Source organism: Ochrobactrum sp. P6BSIII, from assembly GCF_014138065.1.
GTDB lineage: Bacteria > Pseudomonadota > Alphaproteobacteria > Rhizobiales > Rhizobiaceae > Brucella.
On sequence record NZ_JACGXB010000005.1, the window covers coordinates 37,658 to 54,563 of the forward strand.

The following is a 16,906-nucleotide window of genomic DNA, read 5'->3' on the forward strand; positions in this document are numbered from 1 at the left end:
CCTCAAAGCTCGTCCGGCCGCTTGCCTTCGGCAACAGCTTGCGCTAGCAGGTTCGGCACACCCCATGAGGCCGGGTCCTTGGTCGCATATTCCGCGATGCGCCGCTCTATTTCCGGCAAGCCGACATGCTCCGCCCAATGCATCGGCCCGCCGCGCCAGCGCGGGAATGCATAGCCGTAGATCATCACCAGATCGATATCAGCGGAACGTGCGGCAATACCTTCTTCCAGAATGCGGAAGCCTTCCTCGACCATCGCTGTGGTCGCGCGAGCAACGATTTCCTCGTCGCTGAATGCGCGGCGCTCAATGCCAGCGCGCTTTGATTCTTCGATGATGATGGCGTCGATCACCGCCGAAGGCGTCGTCTTGCCGCCATCGTAATCGTACCAGCCCGCATTGGTCTTGCGACCGAGGCGACCCGTCTCATCCACGATGCGGTCAGCAATGGGAATGTAGCGAAAACCCGCTTTGGTCTTCCAGCCCAGACGTTTGCGGTTGGCATAGGCAATGTCGAGACCAGAGAGGTCTTGCACCTCGTATGGACCCATCGCCATACCAAAGCCGCGCATGGCGGTATCAATCTGAGCGGGCAACGCGCCTTCGATCAGCATGATATCGCAGGTCTGGCGATAGCGGGTCAGAATGCGATTGCCGATGAAACCGTCGCAAACACCGGCCAATACAGGGATTTTCTTCATCCGCCCGGCAAGGCGCAAGGCTGTCGCGAGCGTTTCCGGGCTGGTGTCATCCGCGCGGATCACTTCCAGAAGCTTCATCACATGGGCTGGGCTGAAGAAATGCAACCCCAGAAAACGGGCGGGATTGCGCACCACTTCGGCGATACGATTGATGTCGAGATAGGACGTGTTGGTCGCCAGAATGGTCGTTTCCGGCAAGGCGGCATCGAGCGCCGTAAAGACTGCGCGTTTGACATCGATATCCTCAAACACCGCCTCAATCGCAATATCGGCTGCGGGCAATGCATCATAGCCGACATGGAAACTGAACCGCGCAGCCTGATCCGCTTCGGCTTTTTCCGGTGTGGATTTTCCGCGCGCGACCGCCTCGCCGTAGAGCTTGGCGATATTGGCGCGGGCGCGCGTCGCGCCTGCTTCATCGGTCTCGACCAGCGCTACATCGATGCCAAGCCCGGCCAGCGCATAGGCTATGCCTGCCCCCATCGTGCCGCCGCCAACCACCACGGCGGAGGTGATATCCGCACCGCCAGTCTTGCCCTGTCCCATCGCTGCGCGCTCGGCGAAAAAGACATGGCGCAAAGCGGCCGCCTGATCGCTGGACTTCAACTCCAGAAAGACGGCGCGCTCCTGCTCCAGCCCGTCATTCAAAGGCAGCGTGCATGACGCCTCGATCAGATCGATGGCCTTTTGCGGCGCAATCTGGTTCGGGCTGCGTTTTGCCACCTGCTTGCGGGCCGCTTCGATTGCAGCGTTGTTGAGCACAGGGCCACGGAGTGCGCCGGTCGCCGGGCGTTCCAGCCAGGAATAGCGCCGCGCTGCTTCCACCGGATTGTCGGCCAAAGCATCGACAAGGCCGATCTTTTCCGCCTCAGCGGCACCGATCACCTTGCCTTCGGAGATCAGCGACAGCGCATTCTCCAGCCCGACCAGTCGCGGCAGACGTTGCGTGCCACCAGCACCCGGCACCACGCCGAGCGTTACTTCCGGCAAGCCAACCGTTGCGTTCAGCGCTGCAATGCGCACAGCGCAGGCCAGCGCCAGCTCCAACCCGCCACCGAGCGCCGCACCGTTGATGGCGGCAACAACCGGCACCGGAAAGGTCTCGATACGGCTGACAATATCTGGCAGATGCGGCGGTTGCGGCGGCGCAGAAAATTCCTTCGCATCGGCCCCGGCCACAAAAGTCCTGCCCGCCCCAGTCAGTACAACCCGTCCGACACCTGCCGCCTGTGCCTCGTCCAGCGCCGCCATCAGCCCTTCACGCACCGCACGCGATGTGACGTTGACGGGCGGATTATCGATGGTGATCAGCGCAATGCCGTCATCGATAGACAGGTGGACCGGATCGGACATAGACACGGACATGGGACACGCTCTTTACAAATGAGGATGGAAGCCGCCAGAAACGGCCATGATCTCGCCCGTAACAAAACGGGCCGGTTCCGAAGCGAAATAAGCGACCGCCTCGGCAATTTCCTCCGGCTCGGCCATGCGCCGGTTATAGGCTCTCGACACCAGCCGCGCGGCGTTTTCGGCGGGCATGGTTTGCGTGACGGATGTGCGCGTCAGCCCCGGCGCAACGGCATTGACGGTAATCGCGGGCGCAAATTCTTCCGCCAGACTGCGTGTGAGCGAGGCGACCGCCGCCTTGCCCGCCGCATAATCCGCCTGCCCGCCCTCACCGCCGAACACCACCGATGCGAAGTTGACGATCCGTCCAACCTCGCGCTTCAGCATGCCCGGCGCAAAGGCGCGGATCAGGTGGAAACTGCCCATCAGATTGAGGTCGAGCGTGGCGCGAAACCGCGCCTCGTCCATTTCCAGAAAGGGCGTGTAAAGCTGGGAAGAGCGAATGCCGCCAACCGTGTTCACCAGCACATCTATACCGCCAAAGGCTTTAAGCGCCTCCGCAGCGAAAGCCTCCGCTTCCGCCGTCACGGTCACATCGCCGCGCAGGGTTACGATATTCAGTTCCGGAAATTCCTCCGACAACAGGGCGGCTGTTTCGCCAAGCCTTGTGCCGGAAATATCGGTCAGCGCCAGTTGCCGGGCGCCGTCCGCAACGAGCCGTCGAATGATGGCGCGGCCCATCGGGCCTCCAGCACCTGTTACGACGACACGCGGTCCGGCGATGCGGTTGGCACTGTTTATGGTCACTTGCGGTTCCTCTCATATTCTTCACGCAACTCGTTGCGCAGCGCGAATTTCTGGATCTTGCCGGATGCCGTCGCAGGCAGACGGTCACGCAGTTCCAGACGCTCGGGGAAATACTGGCGCGCCAGATGCTGCGCACCAAGGAACGAAATCATACTGTCGAAATCAACCGTCTGACCAGACCGCGCGACGATGAAAGCGCAGGCGCGTTCACCCAGACGCTCGTCGGGATAAGCGACAATGGCCACCTGCTGCACGGCGGGGTGCTTGTAGAGAAGCGCTTCCACCTCAACGACGGGAATATTTTCCGCGCCGCGAATGATCACATCCTTCGAACGACCGCAGATGCGAATATAGCCCTGCGCATCCATGCGCGCGATATCGCCCGTGTCGAACCACCCGTCGGCATCGGTATTGTTCCATTGCGGACGCTTCAGATAGCCGACGAAATTCGAGCAGCCGCGCACGAAAAGCTCACCTTCGTGACCCGCCGGGGCGGGTTTGCCATCAGACCCGCGCACCTGCAATTCCATGCCAGGCAAGGCTGGACCGTCGGTATTCACCGAACGGTCATCCGGGTCTTCCGGCGGCACGACGGACACTGCGCCGTTTTCCGTCATGCCCCAGGCGGAAATCACCTTCGCCCCCAGAATGCGATTGCCACGCTCGACAAGCGGACCCGGAATGGCTGTCCCTGCGCAGAGGAAAATACGCAGGGAAGACGCATCCGTGCCTCCGTCCTCAACCGCGGTGGACAAGTCCATCAGGAAAGGTGTGGAGGCCATGGTGAAGGTCACGCGCTCTTCCGCAATCACCCTTGCGGCCAGCGCCTTGTCCCAGAGATCGAGCAGGACCATGCGCGCTTGCAGCATGAACGGCATCAGGAAGCCGTACATGAAGCCGGTCTGGTGCGCCATCGGCGAAGCCATCAGGACGATATCGTCCGTGCCAAGCCCAAGACGGGCGGCATAGGCAACCAGATTGGAATACATCGTATTGGCGGTGTGCATCACGCCTTTCGGCTCGCCGGTCGTGCCGGATGTGTAGATCAGCTGGCAGACATCATTGGCGTCGCCACGCACCGTCAGGGAGTAATCACGCAGACCCGGCGCATTATCGAATGCAGGGTCCATCAGCAGTGCGTCGAAACTATTGTCGCCTGCTCCGCCCGCCACGATCACATGCTGCAAATCCGGCAGATCGGGGCGCAAACCTGCGGCCATGGCTTCATGGTCGAAATCGCGGAACACCTTCGGCACGACAAAGGCTTTCACCTCGCCATGCTTCAGCATGAAGCGCAGCTCGTGCTCGCGGAAGATCGGCATGACCGGGTTGAAGACGATGCCGAGACGTCGGCAGGCGATATAGAGAACGACAAACTCCCATGAATTGGGCAACTGGCAGGCCAGAACATCGTCCTTGCCCAATCCAAGACGCCGCAGCCCCTCCGCTGCGCGCCAGGACAGATCCTCCATCTGTTTCCAGGTCAGGTCGCGTCGTGCGCCCGAAGATACGGCAATGCTGGTCATCGCCAGCGCATCGGGCTTGGCTTCAAGGCAATCTTCGAAATAGTCCAGCAATGTCTTGCCCGGCCAGAAGCCTTCGGCCTCCATCTTCGCGCGGCGGGGCTCGATCAGCACAGCGTCGAATTTCATGGTTTCCTCCTCCCAATCATTGTCGGCGCATTGTCAGCCGCTGACAGCGGCCCTTCCCGCACGTTCGCGTGCGATGATGTTTTTCATGATATGTGCGGTGCCGTCGCCGATCTGCAGGCCGAGCACATCGCGCAGGCGCTGCTCGAACGGCAGTTCGTTGGAATAGGCGGCATGGCCGTGGATCAGTAGGCAGGCATGGATCGCCTCATAGGCCAGAAGCGGCGGCCACCACTTGGCCATGGCAGCCTCGGCCACATGCGGCATGCCCTGATCCTTGAGCCACAGCGCATTGAGCGACAGAAGCCGCGCTGCCTCCACCTTGGTATCGAAATCGGCAAGCTGATGCGTGATGCCCTGAAATGCCGCCAGCGGCTTGTCGAAGGCCTTGCGTTCCTTGATGTAATCCCACGCTTCATCCAGCGACTGGCGGGCAGTGCCAAGACATTGCAGGCCGATCAGCGAGCGCGAAAAATCGAAGCCCTGCATGACCTGCACGAAGCCTTTGCCCTCTTCGCCGAGCAGATGATCCACCGGCACCCGCACATTGTCGAAGAAGATCGAGCCGCGCCCGATCGCATGCTGACCGACATCGACAAAACGCGTGGTGGAAATGCCGGGCAAATCCATCGGCACGAAAATGGCCGAGATGCCCCGTGCCTTGTCTTCCGGCTTGCCGGTGCGGGCAAACACCACTGCGCCCTTGGCTTGATCAGCCGCGGAGATCGACGTCTTTTCACCGTTGATGACGTAGTGGTCGCCGTCGCGCTCCATCTTGAGGCCAAGATTGGCGGCATCCGATCCGCCACGCGGTTCAGTCAGCGCGATGGCAAGCATCAATTCGCCTGCGATGAGCTTCGGCAGCCATTCCCGCTTGATCTCGGGGTTGGCGAACTTCGCCAGTATCTGCCCGTTCAGCGAGGCGAGCACATTGATATAGCCCATGTTGAAATCGCCACGGGCGATTTCCTCGATAATGACGCCTGAATAGAGCGCACCGGAACCGAGCCCGCCGAATTCTTCCGGCAGTTCAGGGGCGATGAGGCCAAGGCTGCCCATTTCGCGCACCAGCTCAGGGCCGAAGGCGCCCGACTTTTCCCGCGCCTGATAACCCGGCGCAAGACGGTCCCTTGCGAACTTGCGGGCGAGGTCGCGCAGTGCGTTGATCTCATCGGTATCGAAAATGGTCGGATACATGGCTACCTCACTGACCCGGACGTCAACGAGGAGGCGCAAAGGCGCTTATGGGGCATTGAAATGCTCAGCATTGGTCCCTCCTCCCAGATAGACGTCTGCATATGTTTGTTGTCTGCGCCGGATATGCGGCGCGCCTCGCAACAGGCGCGCCGACCGGTTTTAGCTGGGCGGACTTATTTCGCGAATTTGCGGAAATCAGGCTTGCGCTTTTCGCGGAAGGCGACGCCGCCTTCCTTGCTTTCCTCGGTATCGTAATAGAGCGACAGAGCACGCATACCGAGCGCACCGATGCCCCGGATGTTTTCGCTGTCGGCATTGAACGAAAGCTTGGCGAGCGCCAGAGCGGTCGGCGAGCGTTCCATCAGCTCGGCCACCCAGCGATCCACTTCCGCATCCAGCTCCTCATGCGGGACAACCGCATTGGCAAGGCCCCATTCCAGTGCCTGCTGCGCGGTATAGCGTTTGTTCAGATACCAGATTTCGCGGGCGCGCTTTTCACCGATGACGCGGGCGAGATAAGCGGTCCCGAACCCCGGATCGACGGAACCGACCTTGGGGCCAACCTGTCCAAACTGCGCCTTGTCGGACGCGATAGTCAGATCACAAACCGTGGCGAGAACATTGCCGCCGCCAATGGCAAAACCGTTGACGCGGGCGATCACCGGCTTCGGCACATCGCGGATCAGGCATTGCAGCTCGTCGACCGGCAGGCCGATCACGCCGCGACCGTCATATTGCCCGTCATGGGCCGACTGATCTCCGCCGGTGCAAAACGCCTTGTCGCCAGCGCCCGTCAGCACAATGGCGCCAATGGACTTGTCCCAGCCTGCCTTCTGGAAAGCATGAATCAGCTCGTCAATCGTATGACCGCGAAAGGCATTGTACTTGTCGGGACGGTTGATGGTGATCCATGCCGCACCGCCGCGAACCTCATAGAGAATATCGGTATATTCAGTCATGGCTTCCTCCTGCAAACAGCATCCCGATCAAATCGGGAAACCTGCTCAAACTTCTTGTTCTGAGGCATTTTGCGACGCCGGGCGCTACCGCCCGGCCGCAAATGCTTAGCCGTGCATCGTCAGACCGCCGGAGACGCTAATCGTCTGTCCGGTGATGAAGGCCGCATCGTCACTCGACAGGAATACAATCGCGCCGGGCAGATCGTCCGGACGGCCAAGACGACCGAGCGGAACAGCCTTGGCAAAGGCAGTACGCAGCTTTTCCTTGTCGCCCGCCGCTTCCATGAAGTTTTCCAGCATGGCCGTTTCGGTCACACCGGGGCAGACCGTGTTGAAGGTGATGTTGTTGCGCGAATGCTCGCGCGCCAGCGTTTTCATGAAGGCGATCACACCGGCTTTGCAGGCCGAATAAACTGACTCACCCGACGAGCCGCCGCGACCTGCATCTGAGCCAATCGACACGACACGACCGCCGTTGCCACGCGCCACCATCGAGGCCAGAACCGGCTTGGTGATGTTCAGGACGGCACGCAGATTGATGTCGATGATCTTCGCCCAATAGTCCGGTTCGGACTTGAGAAAAGGCACAAACAGATCCCAACCGGCATTGTTGACCAGCACATCGACCGGACCATATTCGGCCTCAAGCTTGGCTACTGCCGCACCCGTCGCATCGAAATTTGTCAGGTCCACGATCATCGCCGTTGCGTCGCCGCCCTTGGCCTTGATCACATCCACGACCTTTGCGGCAGCATCCGCACTGATGTCGGCAACGACAACACGTGCACCTTCTTCGGCGAAACGCAGGCAAGTGGCTGAGCCAATCCCACCGCCGCCGCCAGTTACGACAACTACTTTACCTTTTAGGCCACGCATGGCGTCCTCCTTCCCAATGGCAGACCAACGGTGCAATGCCTTATAACTACGGTTATAAGTGCATTTATCGCCTTAGTCAGCTCCGAACCTCGGATCAAACTCCCATTTGAAATGGTTACAACCAGCGGAAATTTATGTCAATATATTTACGTTATTTTATATGCCACACTCTCTTGACCTAAAGTCGAAGGACGTACACTCTGTCGCCGACAACCGAAGCGGAAAACATGACAAAGACCACAAAAGAGCGCGCAAAATTTACCGACCTGTCCCTAGGTCTCAGCAACCGGCTGTTCTTCCGGATGTATCAGTGCGCCAACATGCTGCATAAAACGGGCACGCGCGCGCTCGAAGAATATGGAATCACCACCCAGCAATGGGCCGTGCTCGGCGCGCTGACGCGCACGAATTTTGAAAATGGCGTCGCGGTGGGCGATCTCGCCACCTTCCTGCTGGTCAGCCGTCAAAATCTGGCGGGCGTCCTGTCACGACTGGAAAGTCTCGGCTATATCGAGCGCGCCGTATCGGAAACCGATAATCGCTCCCGCCTCATCCGGCTGACTGAAAAGGGGCTTAGCCTCTGGGACGAAAATATGCGCCCCGTCATCACCGGCTATTACGAGGAAGCGCTGGACGGATTCTCGACCGAGGACAAGATCCACATGCTGCATTACCTCGACAAGATGCTACACAATTTCAAAGCCATCGACCCCGAAGCAGCCTCAACCGAAGACGCTGCCGAATAGAATAAAGGCGGCAGATCAATCCGCCGCCTTCTGCATCGGGGTTACAGACCGGCCCGCTCTTTCGCGCCTGCAACAAGCGCCTTGGCAATGACGATCTGCTGGATTTGCGTCGTGCCTTCATAGATACGGAACAGACGCGCATCGCGATAAAGCTGCTCGGCGCGATATTCACGAATATAGCCGTTGCCGCCATGCACCTGCACATTGCGGTCAGCAATACGCCCCACAGCTTCCGAGGCAAACATCTTGGCGCAGGATGCCTCAACACTGACATTCTGCTTTGCGTCGCGCTTGCGCGCCGCATCCAGCACCATGCAGCGCGCCGCATAGGCATCCGCCTTTGAATCCGCGAACATCGCCTGCAAGAGCTGGAAATCCGACAGAGGCTTGCCAAACTGGCGGCGGTTCACTGCATAATCCAGCATGTCGTCGATGATCCGGTCCGACAGACCAACGCAGGCGGCAGCGATATGCAGACGCCCCTTGTCGAGCACCTTCATGGCCGTTTTGAAGCCCTGCCCCTCAACGCCTCCGATCAGTGCGGAAGCGGGCACCCGGCAATCCTCGAAAATCACATCACAGACATGCGCGCCCTGCTGGCCCATCTTCTTTTCCGGCTTGCCAGTAGAGAGGCCGGGCGTACCGCGCTCAACAGCAAAGGCCGACACGCCCGCCGCACCCTTTTGCGTCGGATCGGTCCGCGCCATCACTGTGAACAAACCCGCATGCGGCGCATTGGTGATGAAACGCTTGGTGCCATTCAGCACATAGAAATCCCCATCCCTGCGCGCCGTTGTCTTGACCGCAGCCGCGTCCGAACCGACATCCGGCTCGGTCAGCGCGAAAGAGCCGGTCAGTTCACCCGAGGCGAGAAGCGGCAGGTATTTTGCCTTCTGCTCATCGGTACCATCAATGGCGATGCCCTGCATTCCTATGCCGACATTGGTGGCGAAAATTGAGCGGAACGCAGGAGCGGCACGCCCCAGCTCGAACATGACCAGCACCTCCTCCTCCATCGTGAGCCCTAGGCCGCCAAACTCCTCCGGCGCGGTCAGGCCAAACAGGCCCATTTCCCGCATCTCGCTTAGAACATCCGCCGGGATGGCGTCGGTTTCGGCCACTTCAGCCTCCGCCGGGATCAGCCTGTCATCAACGAAACGGCGCAGCGTATCCAGAAATTGCGCCAGCGTATCGGAATCCATAGCCATGATATCCTCCCATGTATGGCAATATATTGTCATTTATACCCATATGCCGTTTGAGGCAACAGGCTTTTAAAGCCGTTATTTAGGCGCTACGGTGAAAGAAGCTTGATAATTTGAGTAAATATATTTACCTTCTTTGGCGGGAGGATCGATCATGAAAGCCATTGTTTTGAAAGAGCGCGGCGCAGCTGGCGTCGCCTATATGGATACGCCAAGCCCGGCTTGCCCACCGGGCTTTGCGCGGGTGCGGATGCTTGCCGCCTCGGTCAATCGCGTCGATCTTTATATGCGGGACAATGGCGCGGGCATTACCCATGACCTCCCACTGATCATGGGCGTCGATGGTGCGGGCGAAGTGCTTGAAGCCCCGCAGGACAGCAGCTTGACCGCAGGCGACCGCGTCATACTCTATCCTTACGAATTTTGCGGCACCTGCCGCCCCTGCCTTGCCGGAGACCAGCCGCTTTGCCATTCGGCGCGCATTCTCGGCGAGCATCGCCATGGAACTTTTGCTGAAGAAGTGGTTCTGCCGGCGCGATCTCTGGTCAAGATCAGCAACGAGGCGGATATCGATCAGGCCGCCGTCCTCGGCGTCGCCTATCTGACAGCATGGCGCATGGTGTTCGGCAAAGCACCAACCGGCCCCGGCAGCGTGGTGTTGATCCAGGGTGCGGGCGGCGGCGTTGCCTATGCGGCCATGCAGCTTGCCCGCATGGCTGGCGCGCGCGTTATTGTCACCACATCCGGCGATGACAAGCTCAATCATTTCCGCAATCTCGGCGTCGAGGTCATCGACTATCGTAACGAGGATGTACCGAAGACTGTTCTGCGCCTGACCGGCGGCGAAGGCGCCGATCTCGTCATCGACAATGTCGGCGAACGGACATGGGGCGCAAGCCTGCGCAGTGCTGCGCGCGGCGGCCACCTCGTCACCTGTGGCGCGACGACAGGCGCTCACCCTTCCGCCGACATTCAACGCCTGTTCGTGCGCCAGATTTCCATTCACGGGTCAACCATGGGCAGCATGGAAGAGTTTGTCCGCCTGATCCGCGCCTGGGAGACGGGCGGTTTTAAACCGCTGATCCACAGCGCCGTCACGCTGGAGAATGTACCTGCTGCCTTTGCCCAACTCGAAGATCCGGCCCGCATGGGCAAAATTCTGGTCCGCATCGCCTGAACTTGCCGAGAGGTTCTCATGTCTTATGAAAATATCCTTGTCACCGTCGAAGGACAGGTCGGCATCATCACATTGAACCGCCCGGAAGCGCTTAATGCGCTGAACCGGCAGTTGACCGCCGAGCTTTCAGAAGCCGCAGCCACCTTCGATGCCGATCCGGCTATTGGCGCCATCGTCATAACCGGCTCGGACAGGGCCTTTGCCGCCGGAGCAGACATCAAGGAAATCAAGGACAAGACTTTCGCCGAAGTCTATGAGGAGCAGCTCATCACCTCGACTTGGGAAGGACTGGCGCGGGTGCGCAAGCCGACGATTGCCGCCGTTTCCGGCCATGCCATTGGCGGCGGCTGCGAGATCGCCATGATGTGCGACATGATCATCGCGTCCGAAACTGCGCGCTTTGCGCTGCCGGAAACCTCTATCGGCATTATTCCCGGCGCTGGCGGCACACAGCGCCTGACCCGGATCGTCGGCAAAGCCGTGGCGATGGATATGATTCTGAGCGGCCGCGCGCTTTCGGCCGCGGAAGCACAAAGCATGGGATTGGTGAGTCGCGTAGTACCAGCAGGCACACAAGTGGTGGAGGCGGTGAAGCTTGCCGCCAAGGTTACGGCCTATTCCCAACCTGTTGTTCAATTGGCCAAGGAAGCGGTCAACAAGGCTTATGAGACCCACCTGCAGGAAGGCATTTATGTCGAACGCCGCCTGCTCTACTCAACCTTTGCGCTGGATGACCGCCGTGAGGGCATGAACGCTTTCGCCGAAAAGCGCCCGCCACAGTTTCGTAACCGCTGAGATCGAAAGCGCGCATCACGAAGTCGGGTCACCGGAAAACTCTTCGAAACGTCATAACCTTCGCAAGGGCGCTAATTAAGTTTAGCGCACTTGCGAAGGTTACACCCGCGCGATCTGGAAAAACCGGACCACACGAATTTTTTTAAGAAAACCATATTGATAAAATGTATCGCTGCTATAGCTCTCAATCAGAATTTACTGATTTATTGCCCTGCCTGTAGCCAACCACGGGTTTGGTCGCAGGCGGTTTTAATTGCGTATCGCGTGAAAAAATGAATGGCATTGAGGATGACACGGAAAAACCAGCGTGCGTGGCGTGACCGCCACCGACGCTCAGAGTTTTTTCGAAAAGAATAAATATTGTTTGACATATATACATAAAACCAAAATTATTTTTTGCAGTATTTAGCTGGTTAAAAGTCAAATTACAGAAATAAATTTGACATAGGAATATCTGGTCGGAATTAAGTTGATAAAATTTCTTGACTTTATTTAATTTGCACTTATTTCACTTACGAAATCCAGCCAAAATGCCGTTGATAAATATTAATTATACCGCTGATCGAGATCAATGACGCGAGATTAGCTCTCATATCATTGTCTGTGAAATTTCGTTTCATGCTCATAATCGCGCACGATTGGAGAATTGCATGGCCGATACGCACAGCGGACAGGTTGCGGTGGAAAAAGAACCGCACAAACTGACATTGTTTCCTTTGATTGCGCTCGTTCTTGGGTCGATGATTGGCGGGGGCGTCTTCAATCTACCATCGGACATGTCCCGGGCAGCATCGCCGGGCGCGGTGATTATCGGCTGGATCATCACCGGCATCGGCATGTTGATGTTGGCGAAGGTCTATCAATCGCTGGCCAATCGCCGTCCCGATCTCGATGCCGGACCCTACGCCTATGCCAAGGCCGGTTTCGGGTCGTTCATTGGCTTCAACAGCGCCTGGGGGTACTGGCTCAGCGCCTTTCTCGGCAATGTCGCCTATGCGGTGGCGATTTTCTCGGCGCTCTCCTTCTTCTTCCCGGTCTTTGGCGACGGCTCCAACCTGCCGTCGATCATCGGCGCATCCATCTGCCTTTGGCTGATCCACACGCTCGTCCTTTACGGCATCAAACAGGCGTCATTCGTCAATATCGTCACCACGATTGCGAAACTGGTGCCGCTGATGCTGTTCATCCTGATCGCCATCATCGCCTTCCACTGGGACAAGTTCACCTTCAATTTCTGGGGCCGCGGTGAAGAAGCCACCCTCGGCAGCATCACGCACCAGATCAAGAGCACCATGCTGGTGACCCTGTGGGTGTTCATCGGCATCGAAGGTGCCAGTGTTTATTCAGCCCGCGCGGCCAACCGCAAGGATGTGGGACGCGCAACCGTCATCGGTTTCCTTGGAGCGCTCGGCATCTATGTGCTGGTGTCGCTGCTGTCGACCGGCCTGACGAGCCAGCCGGAACTGGCCGGACTGAAAGTGCCATCCATGGCAGGTGTCTTCGAGCCGCTTGTCGGACATTGGGGTGCGCTGCTCATCAATGTCGGCCTTCTGATTTCGGTTGGCGGCGCCTTTTTGTCGTGGACGCTGCTTTGCGCGGAAATCCCGTTTTCCTGCGGTCGTGACGGCACCTTCCCGAAATGGTTTGCAGTCGAGAACAAGAACGGCTCGCCCGCCCACGCATTATGGGCAACGAACCTCGCGATCCAGTTCTTCCTGTTGCTCACCTATTTTTCCGAAAGCGCCTACCAGTTCTTCTACTTCATCGCGTCGGTCGCCATTCTGCCGCCCTATGTGTTCTCAGGCGCTTTCGCCCTGAAACTTGCGCTCAGCGGCGAAACCTATAGCGCCAACAGCAAGGCGCGGCGTCGCGACCTGTGGGTGAGCCTGATCGCAACCCTCTATGGCGTCTGGCTCGTCTATGCAGCGGGATTAAGCTTCCTGCTGATGTGCACGGTGCTCTTTGCACCCGGCATTCTGGTTTACGCGAAGGCCCGCAAGGAACATGGCGAGCCGATCTTCGAAGGATACGAAGTGTGGATAGCAGCAGGCATTACCCTGCTGGCTCTGGTCGCCATCTATCTGATGTGGACAGGGGTCATCACACCGTTCTGACATGTTCATCCGTGGGAACGGTCCTTTGCCGGCTTTCAAGATGACGCAACCGGACCAGCAAAGCCATCCCACCCAGACCACTGGTTTCAAACAGGAGCATCGAGATGAGACAATTTGGAGTGCATTCGGAAGTCGGCAAGCTGCGCACGGTGATGGTTTGCAGCCCTTCGCTGGCCCATCAACGACTGACCCCAGCCAATTGCCATGACCTTCTGTTCGATGACGTTATCTGGGTCCACGAAGCCCAGAAGGACCATTTCGACTTCGTGCTCAAAATGCGCGAACGCGGCGTGGAAGTTCTGGAAATGCAGGACCTGCTCGCTGAAACGCTGAACGACAAGGAAGCGCGGCAGTTCGTGCTCGACCGGCGCATTCTCGCCAATCAGGTGGGACGCAATGTTGCCGACTCCATGCGCCCATGGCTGGACGAACTGCCGTCGAAAAACCTTGCCGAATTTCTCATTGGCGGCGTGGCCGTTTCCGACCTTCCCGATATATGGGGCAAGGAACTGATGCTCGACGTGCTGGGCGGCACGGAATTCATCATTCCGCCAATCCCCAACACGCTTTTCCAGCGCGACTCGTCCTGCTGGATTTATGGCGGCGTGACGGTCAACCCGATGTTCTGGCCAGCACGTCAGCCGGAAACGCTGATCCAGCGTGCAATCTATAAATACCACCCGGAATTCAAGGATGGCGATTTCAAGATCTGGTGGGGCGACTTCGACGCCGACCACGGCAATGCCACGATGGAAGGCGGCGACGTCATGCCGATCGGCAATGGCACCGTGCTAATCGGCATGGGCGAACGCACGACCTATCAGGCCGTCGGCCAGGTAGCCGAAGCGCTGTTTGCAGCAAACGCCGCGACCCGCGTCATCGCTTGCGTAATGCCGAAGAGCCGCGCGGCCATGCATCTCGATACGGTGTTCAGCTTCTGCGACCGCGACCTCGTGACCATTTTTGGCGAAGTGGTGGACCAGATCCGCTGCTTCAGCATCTACCCCGGCGACGATGGCAAAATCGCTGTCCGGCCGGAAACCAAGCATCTTCTGGAAGTGGTCGCCGAAGCGCTTGAGCTGAAGAAACTGCGCTCGGTCGCAACGGGCGGCAACGCTTATGAAGCCGAGCGCGAGCAGTGGGACGACGGCAACAATGTCGTAGCGCTGGAACCCGGCGTGGTGGTCTCCTACGACCGCAACACCTACACCAACACGCTGCTGCGCAAGGCCGGCGTTGAAGTCATCACCATTCGCGGCTCGGAGCTTGGCCGCGGTCGAGGCGGCGGGCATTGCATGACCTGCCCCATCTGGCGCGATCCGGTTTGATCACCGGACACTCATCGCAACGTTATATAGTTTTGGAGACGTATCATGAGCTTTAATCTGCGCAATCGTTCCCTTCTCACGGTGCAGGATTACACGCCGCGCGAGTTTCGCTTCCTGCTGGATCTGGCACGCGATCTGAAGCGCGCCAAATATGCCCGCACCGAACAAAAACACCTGTCGGGCAAGGAAATCTGCCTCATTTTCGAAAAGACCTCCACACGCACGCGCTGCGCCTTCGAGGTCGCCTGTTCCGATCAGGGCGCCAATGTCACCTATCTCGACCCTGCGGGTTCGCAGATTGGCCACAAGGAATCCTTCAAGGATACCGCGCGTGTTCTGGGCCGCATGTATGACGCCATCGAATATCGCGGCTCATCCCAGACCGGCGTGGAAACACTGGCTAAATATGCGGGCGTACCGGTCTATAACGGCCTGACTGATGAATACCATCCGACCCAGATGCTGGCCGATGTGCTGACAATGTGGGAACACAGCGACAAGCCGATCCCCCAGATCAAATATGCCTATGTTGGCGACACGCGCTCCAATATGGGCCATTCGCTGATGATCGTCGGCTGCCTGATGGGCATGGATGTGCGCATTTGTGGACCGAAGGAACTGTGGCCTGCCGAAGAGTATCGGGAGATCGCCGAGGAACTCGCTGCGGCGTCGGGCGCAAAGCTGACTATCACCGATGATGTCAAGGCTGCGGTCAAGGATGTGGATTTCATCCATACCGATGTCTGGGTGTCGATGGGCGAACCGAAGGAAGTCTGGGCCGAACGCATCAAGCTCCTGAAGCCCTATCAGGTCAACGCAGCGCTGATGAAAGCCGCGGGCAACGCGCAGGTAAAGTTCATGCACTGCCTGCCTGCCTTCCACGACACGGAAACCGTGGTGGGCAAACAAATCGCCGATCAGTTCGGCATTTCGGATGGTCTCGAAGTGACGGACGAAGTGTTCGAATCCCACGCCAATATCGCGTTCGAACAGGCGGAAAACCGCCTGCACACCATCAAGGCCCTGCTTGTGGCAACGATTGGAGATTGAGGATGCGCATCGTCATCGCATTGGGCGGCAACGCCCTTTTGCGGCGCGGCGAGCCAATGACAGCCGAGGTGCAACGCAAGAATATCCGCACTGCTGTCGAGGCCATCGCGCCGATCACCAAGGACCACCAGGTCATCATCACCCATGGCAACGGTCCGCAGGTGGGGCTGCTTGCCTTGCAGGGCGCAGCTTACAAGCCCGACGAAGCCTATCCGCTGGACGTGCTTGGCGCCCAGACGGAAGGCATGATCGGCTATATGCTCGAACAGGAACTTGGCAATGTTCTGCCGTTCGATATTCCCATCGCCACCGTCCTCACCATGGTTGAGGTGGATGGCGACGACCCCGGCTTCCAGAACCCGACCAAGTTCGTCGGCCCGGTCTATTCGAAAGACGATGCCGACCGTATTCGTGGCGAAAAAGGCTGGGCTTTCAAGCAGGATGGCGACAAATGGCGACGGGTTGTTCCATCGCCGCTGCCGAAGCGGATATTCGAAATACGCCCGCTGAAATGGCTGCTTGAAAAGGACACCATTCTCATCTGCGCGGGCGGCGGCGGCATTCCCACCATGTATGAGAAAGGCAAGGAGCGGTCGCTTGGCGGTGTGGAGGCTGTCATCGACAAGGATCTGGCCAGTGAACTTCTGGCGCGTGAACTCAACGCCGACCTCTTCATCATGGCGACCGATGCCGAGGCAGTCTTCACCGACTGGGGCAAGCCGACGCAAAAGGGCATCCACGAAGCAACCCCGGAAGCGCTCTCGCAATATCAGTTTCCGGCAGGCTCCATGGGACCAAAGGTGGATGCCGCCTGTAACTTCGCCAAGGCGACGGGAAACTCCGCCGCCATCGGCGCACTGGCTGACATTCCCGCTATTGTCGACGGCAAGAAGGGCACGATCGTCAGCACAGGCTTTCCGAAACTAATCTGGCACTGAATTAAGTATTGAAACTC

The 16,906-nt window shown here is 58.6% G+C and carries 14 protein-coding genes; 7 read left to right on the forward strand and 7 right to left on the reverse strand.

The window, feature by feature from the left end; translation table 11 throughout:
* Positions 1 to 2: 2 nt before the first annotated feature.
* From FHW00_RS08370 to FHW00_RS08395, 6 genes are all read right to left on the reverse strand, one after another.
* Positions 3 to 2,063: an FAD-dependent oxidoreductase gene (locus FHW00_RS08370; protein WP_445557916.1), complete on the reverse strand. Its 2,061-nt coding sequence runs from the start codon at positions 2,061 to 2,063 to the stop codon at positions 3 to 5.
* Positions 2,064 to 2,075: 12 nt separating this feature from the next.
* Positions 2,076 to 2,855 carry an SDR family oxidoreductase gene (locus FHW00_RS08375; protein ID WP_139364367.1) on the reverse strand — a complete coding sequence of 260 codons (780 nt, stop codon included), beginning with the start codon at positions 2,853 to 2,855 and terminating at the stop codon, positions 2,076 to 2,078.
* Complete coding sequence (gene aliA, locus FHW00_RS08380) at positions 2,852 to 4,507, reverse strand: cyclohexanecarboxylate-CoA ligase (protein WP_078338377.1); 1,656 nt, start codon at positions 4,505 to 4,507, stop codon at positions 2,852 to 2,854. Before aliA ends, FHW00_RS08375 begins: the two co-directional genes overlap by 4 nt.
* 33 nt (positions 4,508 to 4,540) lie before the next feature.
* Entirely contained in the window at positions 4,541 to 5,701 is a 1,161-nt protein-coding gene (gene aliB / locus FHW00_RS08385; RefSeq protein ID WP_113534360.1) for a cyclohexanecarboxyl-CoA dehydrogenase, read from the reverse strand.
* Positions 5,702 to 5,874: 173 nt separating this feature from the next.
* On the reverse strand, positions 5,875 to 6,660 hold the full coding sequence (gene badI, locus FHW00_RS08390; protein WP_078338376.1) for a 2-ketocyclohexanecarboxyl-CoA hydrolase: 786 nt from the start codon (positions 6,658 to 6,660) through the stop codon (positions 5,875 to 5,877).
* 105 nt (positions 6,661 to 6,765) lie between these two features.
* The gene (locus tag FHW00_RS08395) at positions 6,766 to 7,536 is read right to left on the reverse strand and encodes an SDR family NAD(P)-dependent oxidoreductase (RefSeq protein ID WP_078338375.1); all 771 of its coding nucleotides are present in this window, start codon (positions 7,534 to 7,536) and stop codon (positions 6,766 to 6,768) included.
* Between the two features lie 227 nt (positions 7,537 to 7,763).
* On the opposite strand from FHW00_RS08395, the gene FHW00_RS08400 reads away from it, so the two are divergent.
* Complete coding sequence (locus FHW00_RS08400; RefSeq protein WP_078338374.1) at positions 7,764 to 8,282, forward strand: MarR family winged helix-turn-helix transcriptional regulator; 519 nt, start codon at positions 7,764 to 7,766, stop codon at positions 8,280 to 8,282.
* Positions 8,283 to 8,323: 41 nt separating this feature from the next.
* Here the strand turns inward: FHW00_RS08400 and FHW00_RS08405 are convergent, their stop codons facing one another.
* Positions 8,324 to 9,490, reverse strand: a complete 1,167-nt coding sequence (locus FHW00_RS08405; RefSeq protein ID WP_078338373.1) for an acyl-CoA dehydrogenase family protein — start codon at positions 9,488 to 9,490, stop codon at positions 8,324 to 8,326.
* Positions 9,491 to 9,641: 151 nt separating this feature from the next.
* On the opposite strand from FHW00_RS08405, the gene FHW00_RS08410 reads away from it, so the two are divergent.
* The 6 genes from FHW00_RS08410 (at position 9,642) to arcC (ending at position 16,889) form a co-directional block, all read left to right on the forward strand.
* Positions 9,642 to 10,664, forward strand: a complete 1,023-nt coding sequence (locus tag FHW00_RS08410) for a zinc-binding dehydrogenase (protein ID WP_078338372.1) — start codon at positions 9,642 to 9,644, stop codon at positions 10,662 to 10,664.
* An 18-nt stretch (positions 10,665 to 10,682) separates the two neighbouring features.
* Positions 10,683 to 11,459: an enoyl-CoA hydratase-related protein gene (locus FHW00_RS08415; protein ID WP_078338371.1), complete on the forward strand. Its 777-nt coding sequence runs from the start codon at positions 10,683 to 10,685 to the stop codon at positions 11,457 to 11,459.
* A 650-nt stretch (positions 11,460 to 12,109) separates the two neighbouring features.
* Positions 12,110 to 13,573 (forward strand): arginine-ornithine antiporter, encoded by a 1,464-nt coding sequence (gene arcD, locus FHW00_RS08420; RefSeq protein WP_078338370.1) that lies wholly within the window; start codon positions 12,110 to 12,112, stop codon positions 13,571 to 13,573.
* Between the two features lie 104 nt (positions 13,574 to 13,677).
* Positions 13,678 to 14,901: an arginine deiminase gene (arcA, locus tag FHW00_RS08425; protein WP_078338369.1), complete on the forward strand. Its 1,224-nt coding sequence runs from the start codon at positions 13,678 to 13,680 to the stop codon at positions 14,899 to 14,901.
* Positions 14,902 to 14,946: 45 nt separating this feature from the next.
* Complete coding sequence (locus FHW00_RS08430) at positions 14,947 to 15,951, forward strand: ornithine carbamoyltransferase (RefSeq protein ID WP_078338368.1); 1,005 nt, start codon at positions 14,947 to 14,949, stop codon at positions 15,949 to 15,951.
* Positions 15,952 to 15,953: 2 nt separating this feature from the next.
* Positions 15,954 to 16,889, forward strand: coding sequence for a carbamate kinase (arcC, locus tag FHW00_RS08435; RefSeq protein WP_078338367.1), 936 nt, complete (start codon positions 15,954 to 15,956; stop codon positions 16,887 to 16,889).
* Positions 16,890 to 16,906 lie beyond the last annotated feature (17 nt).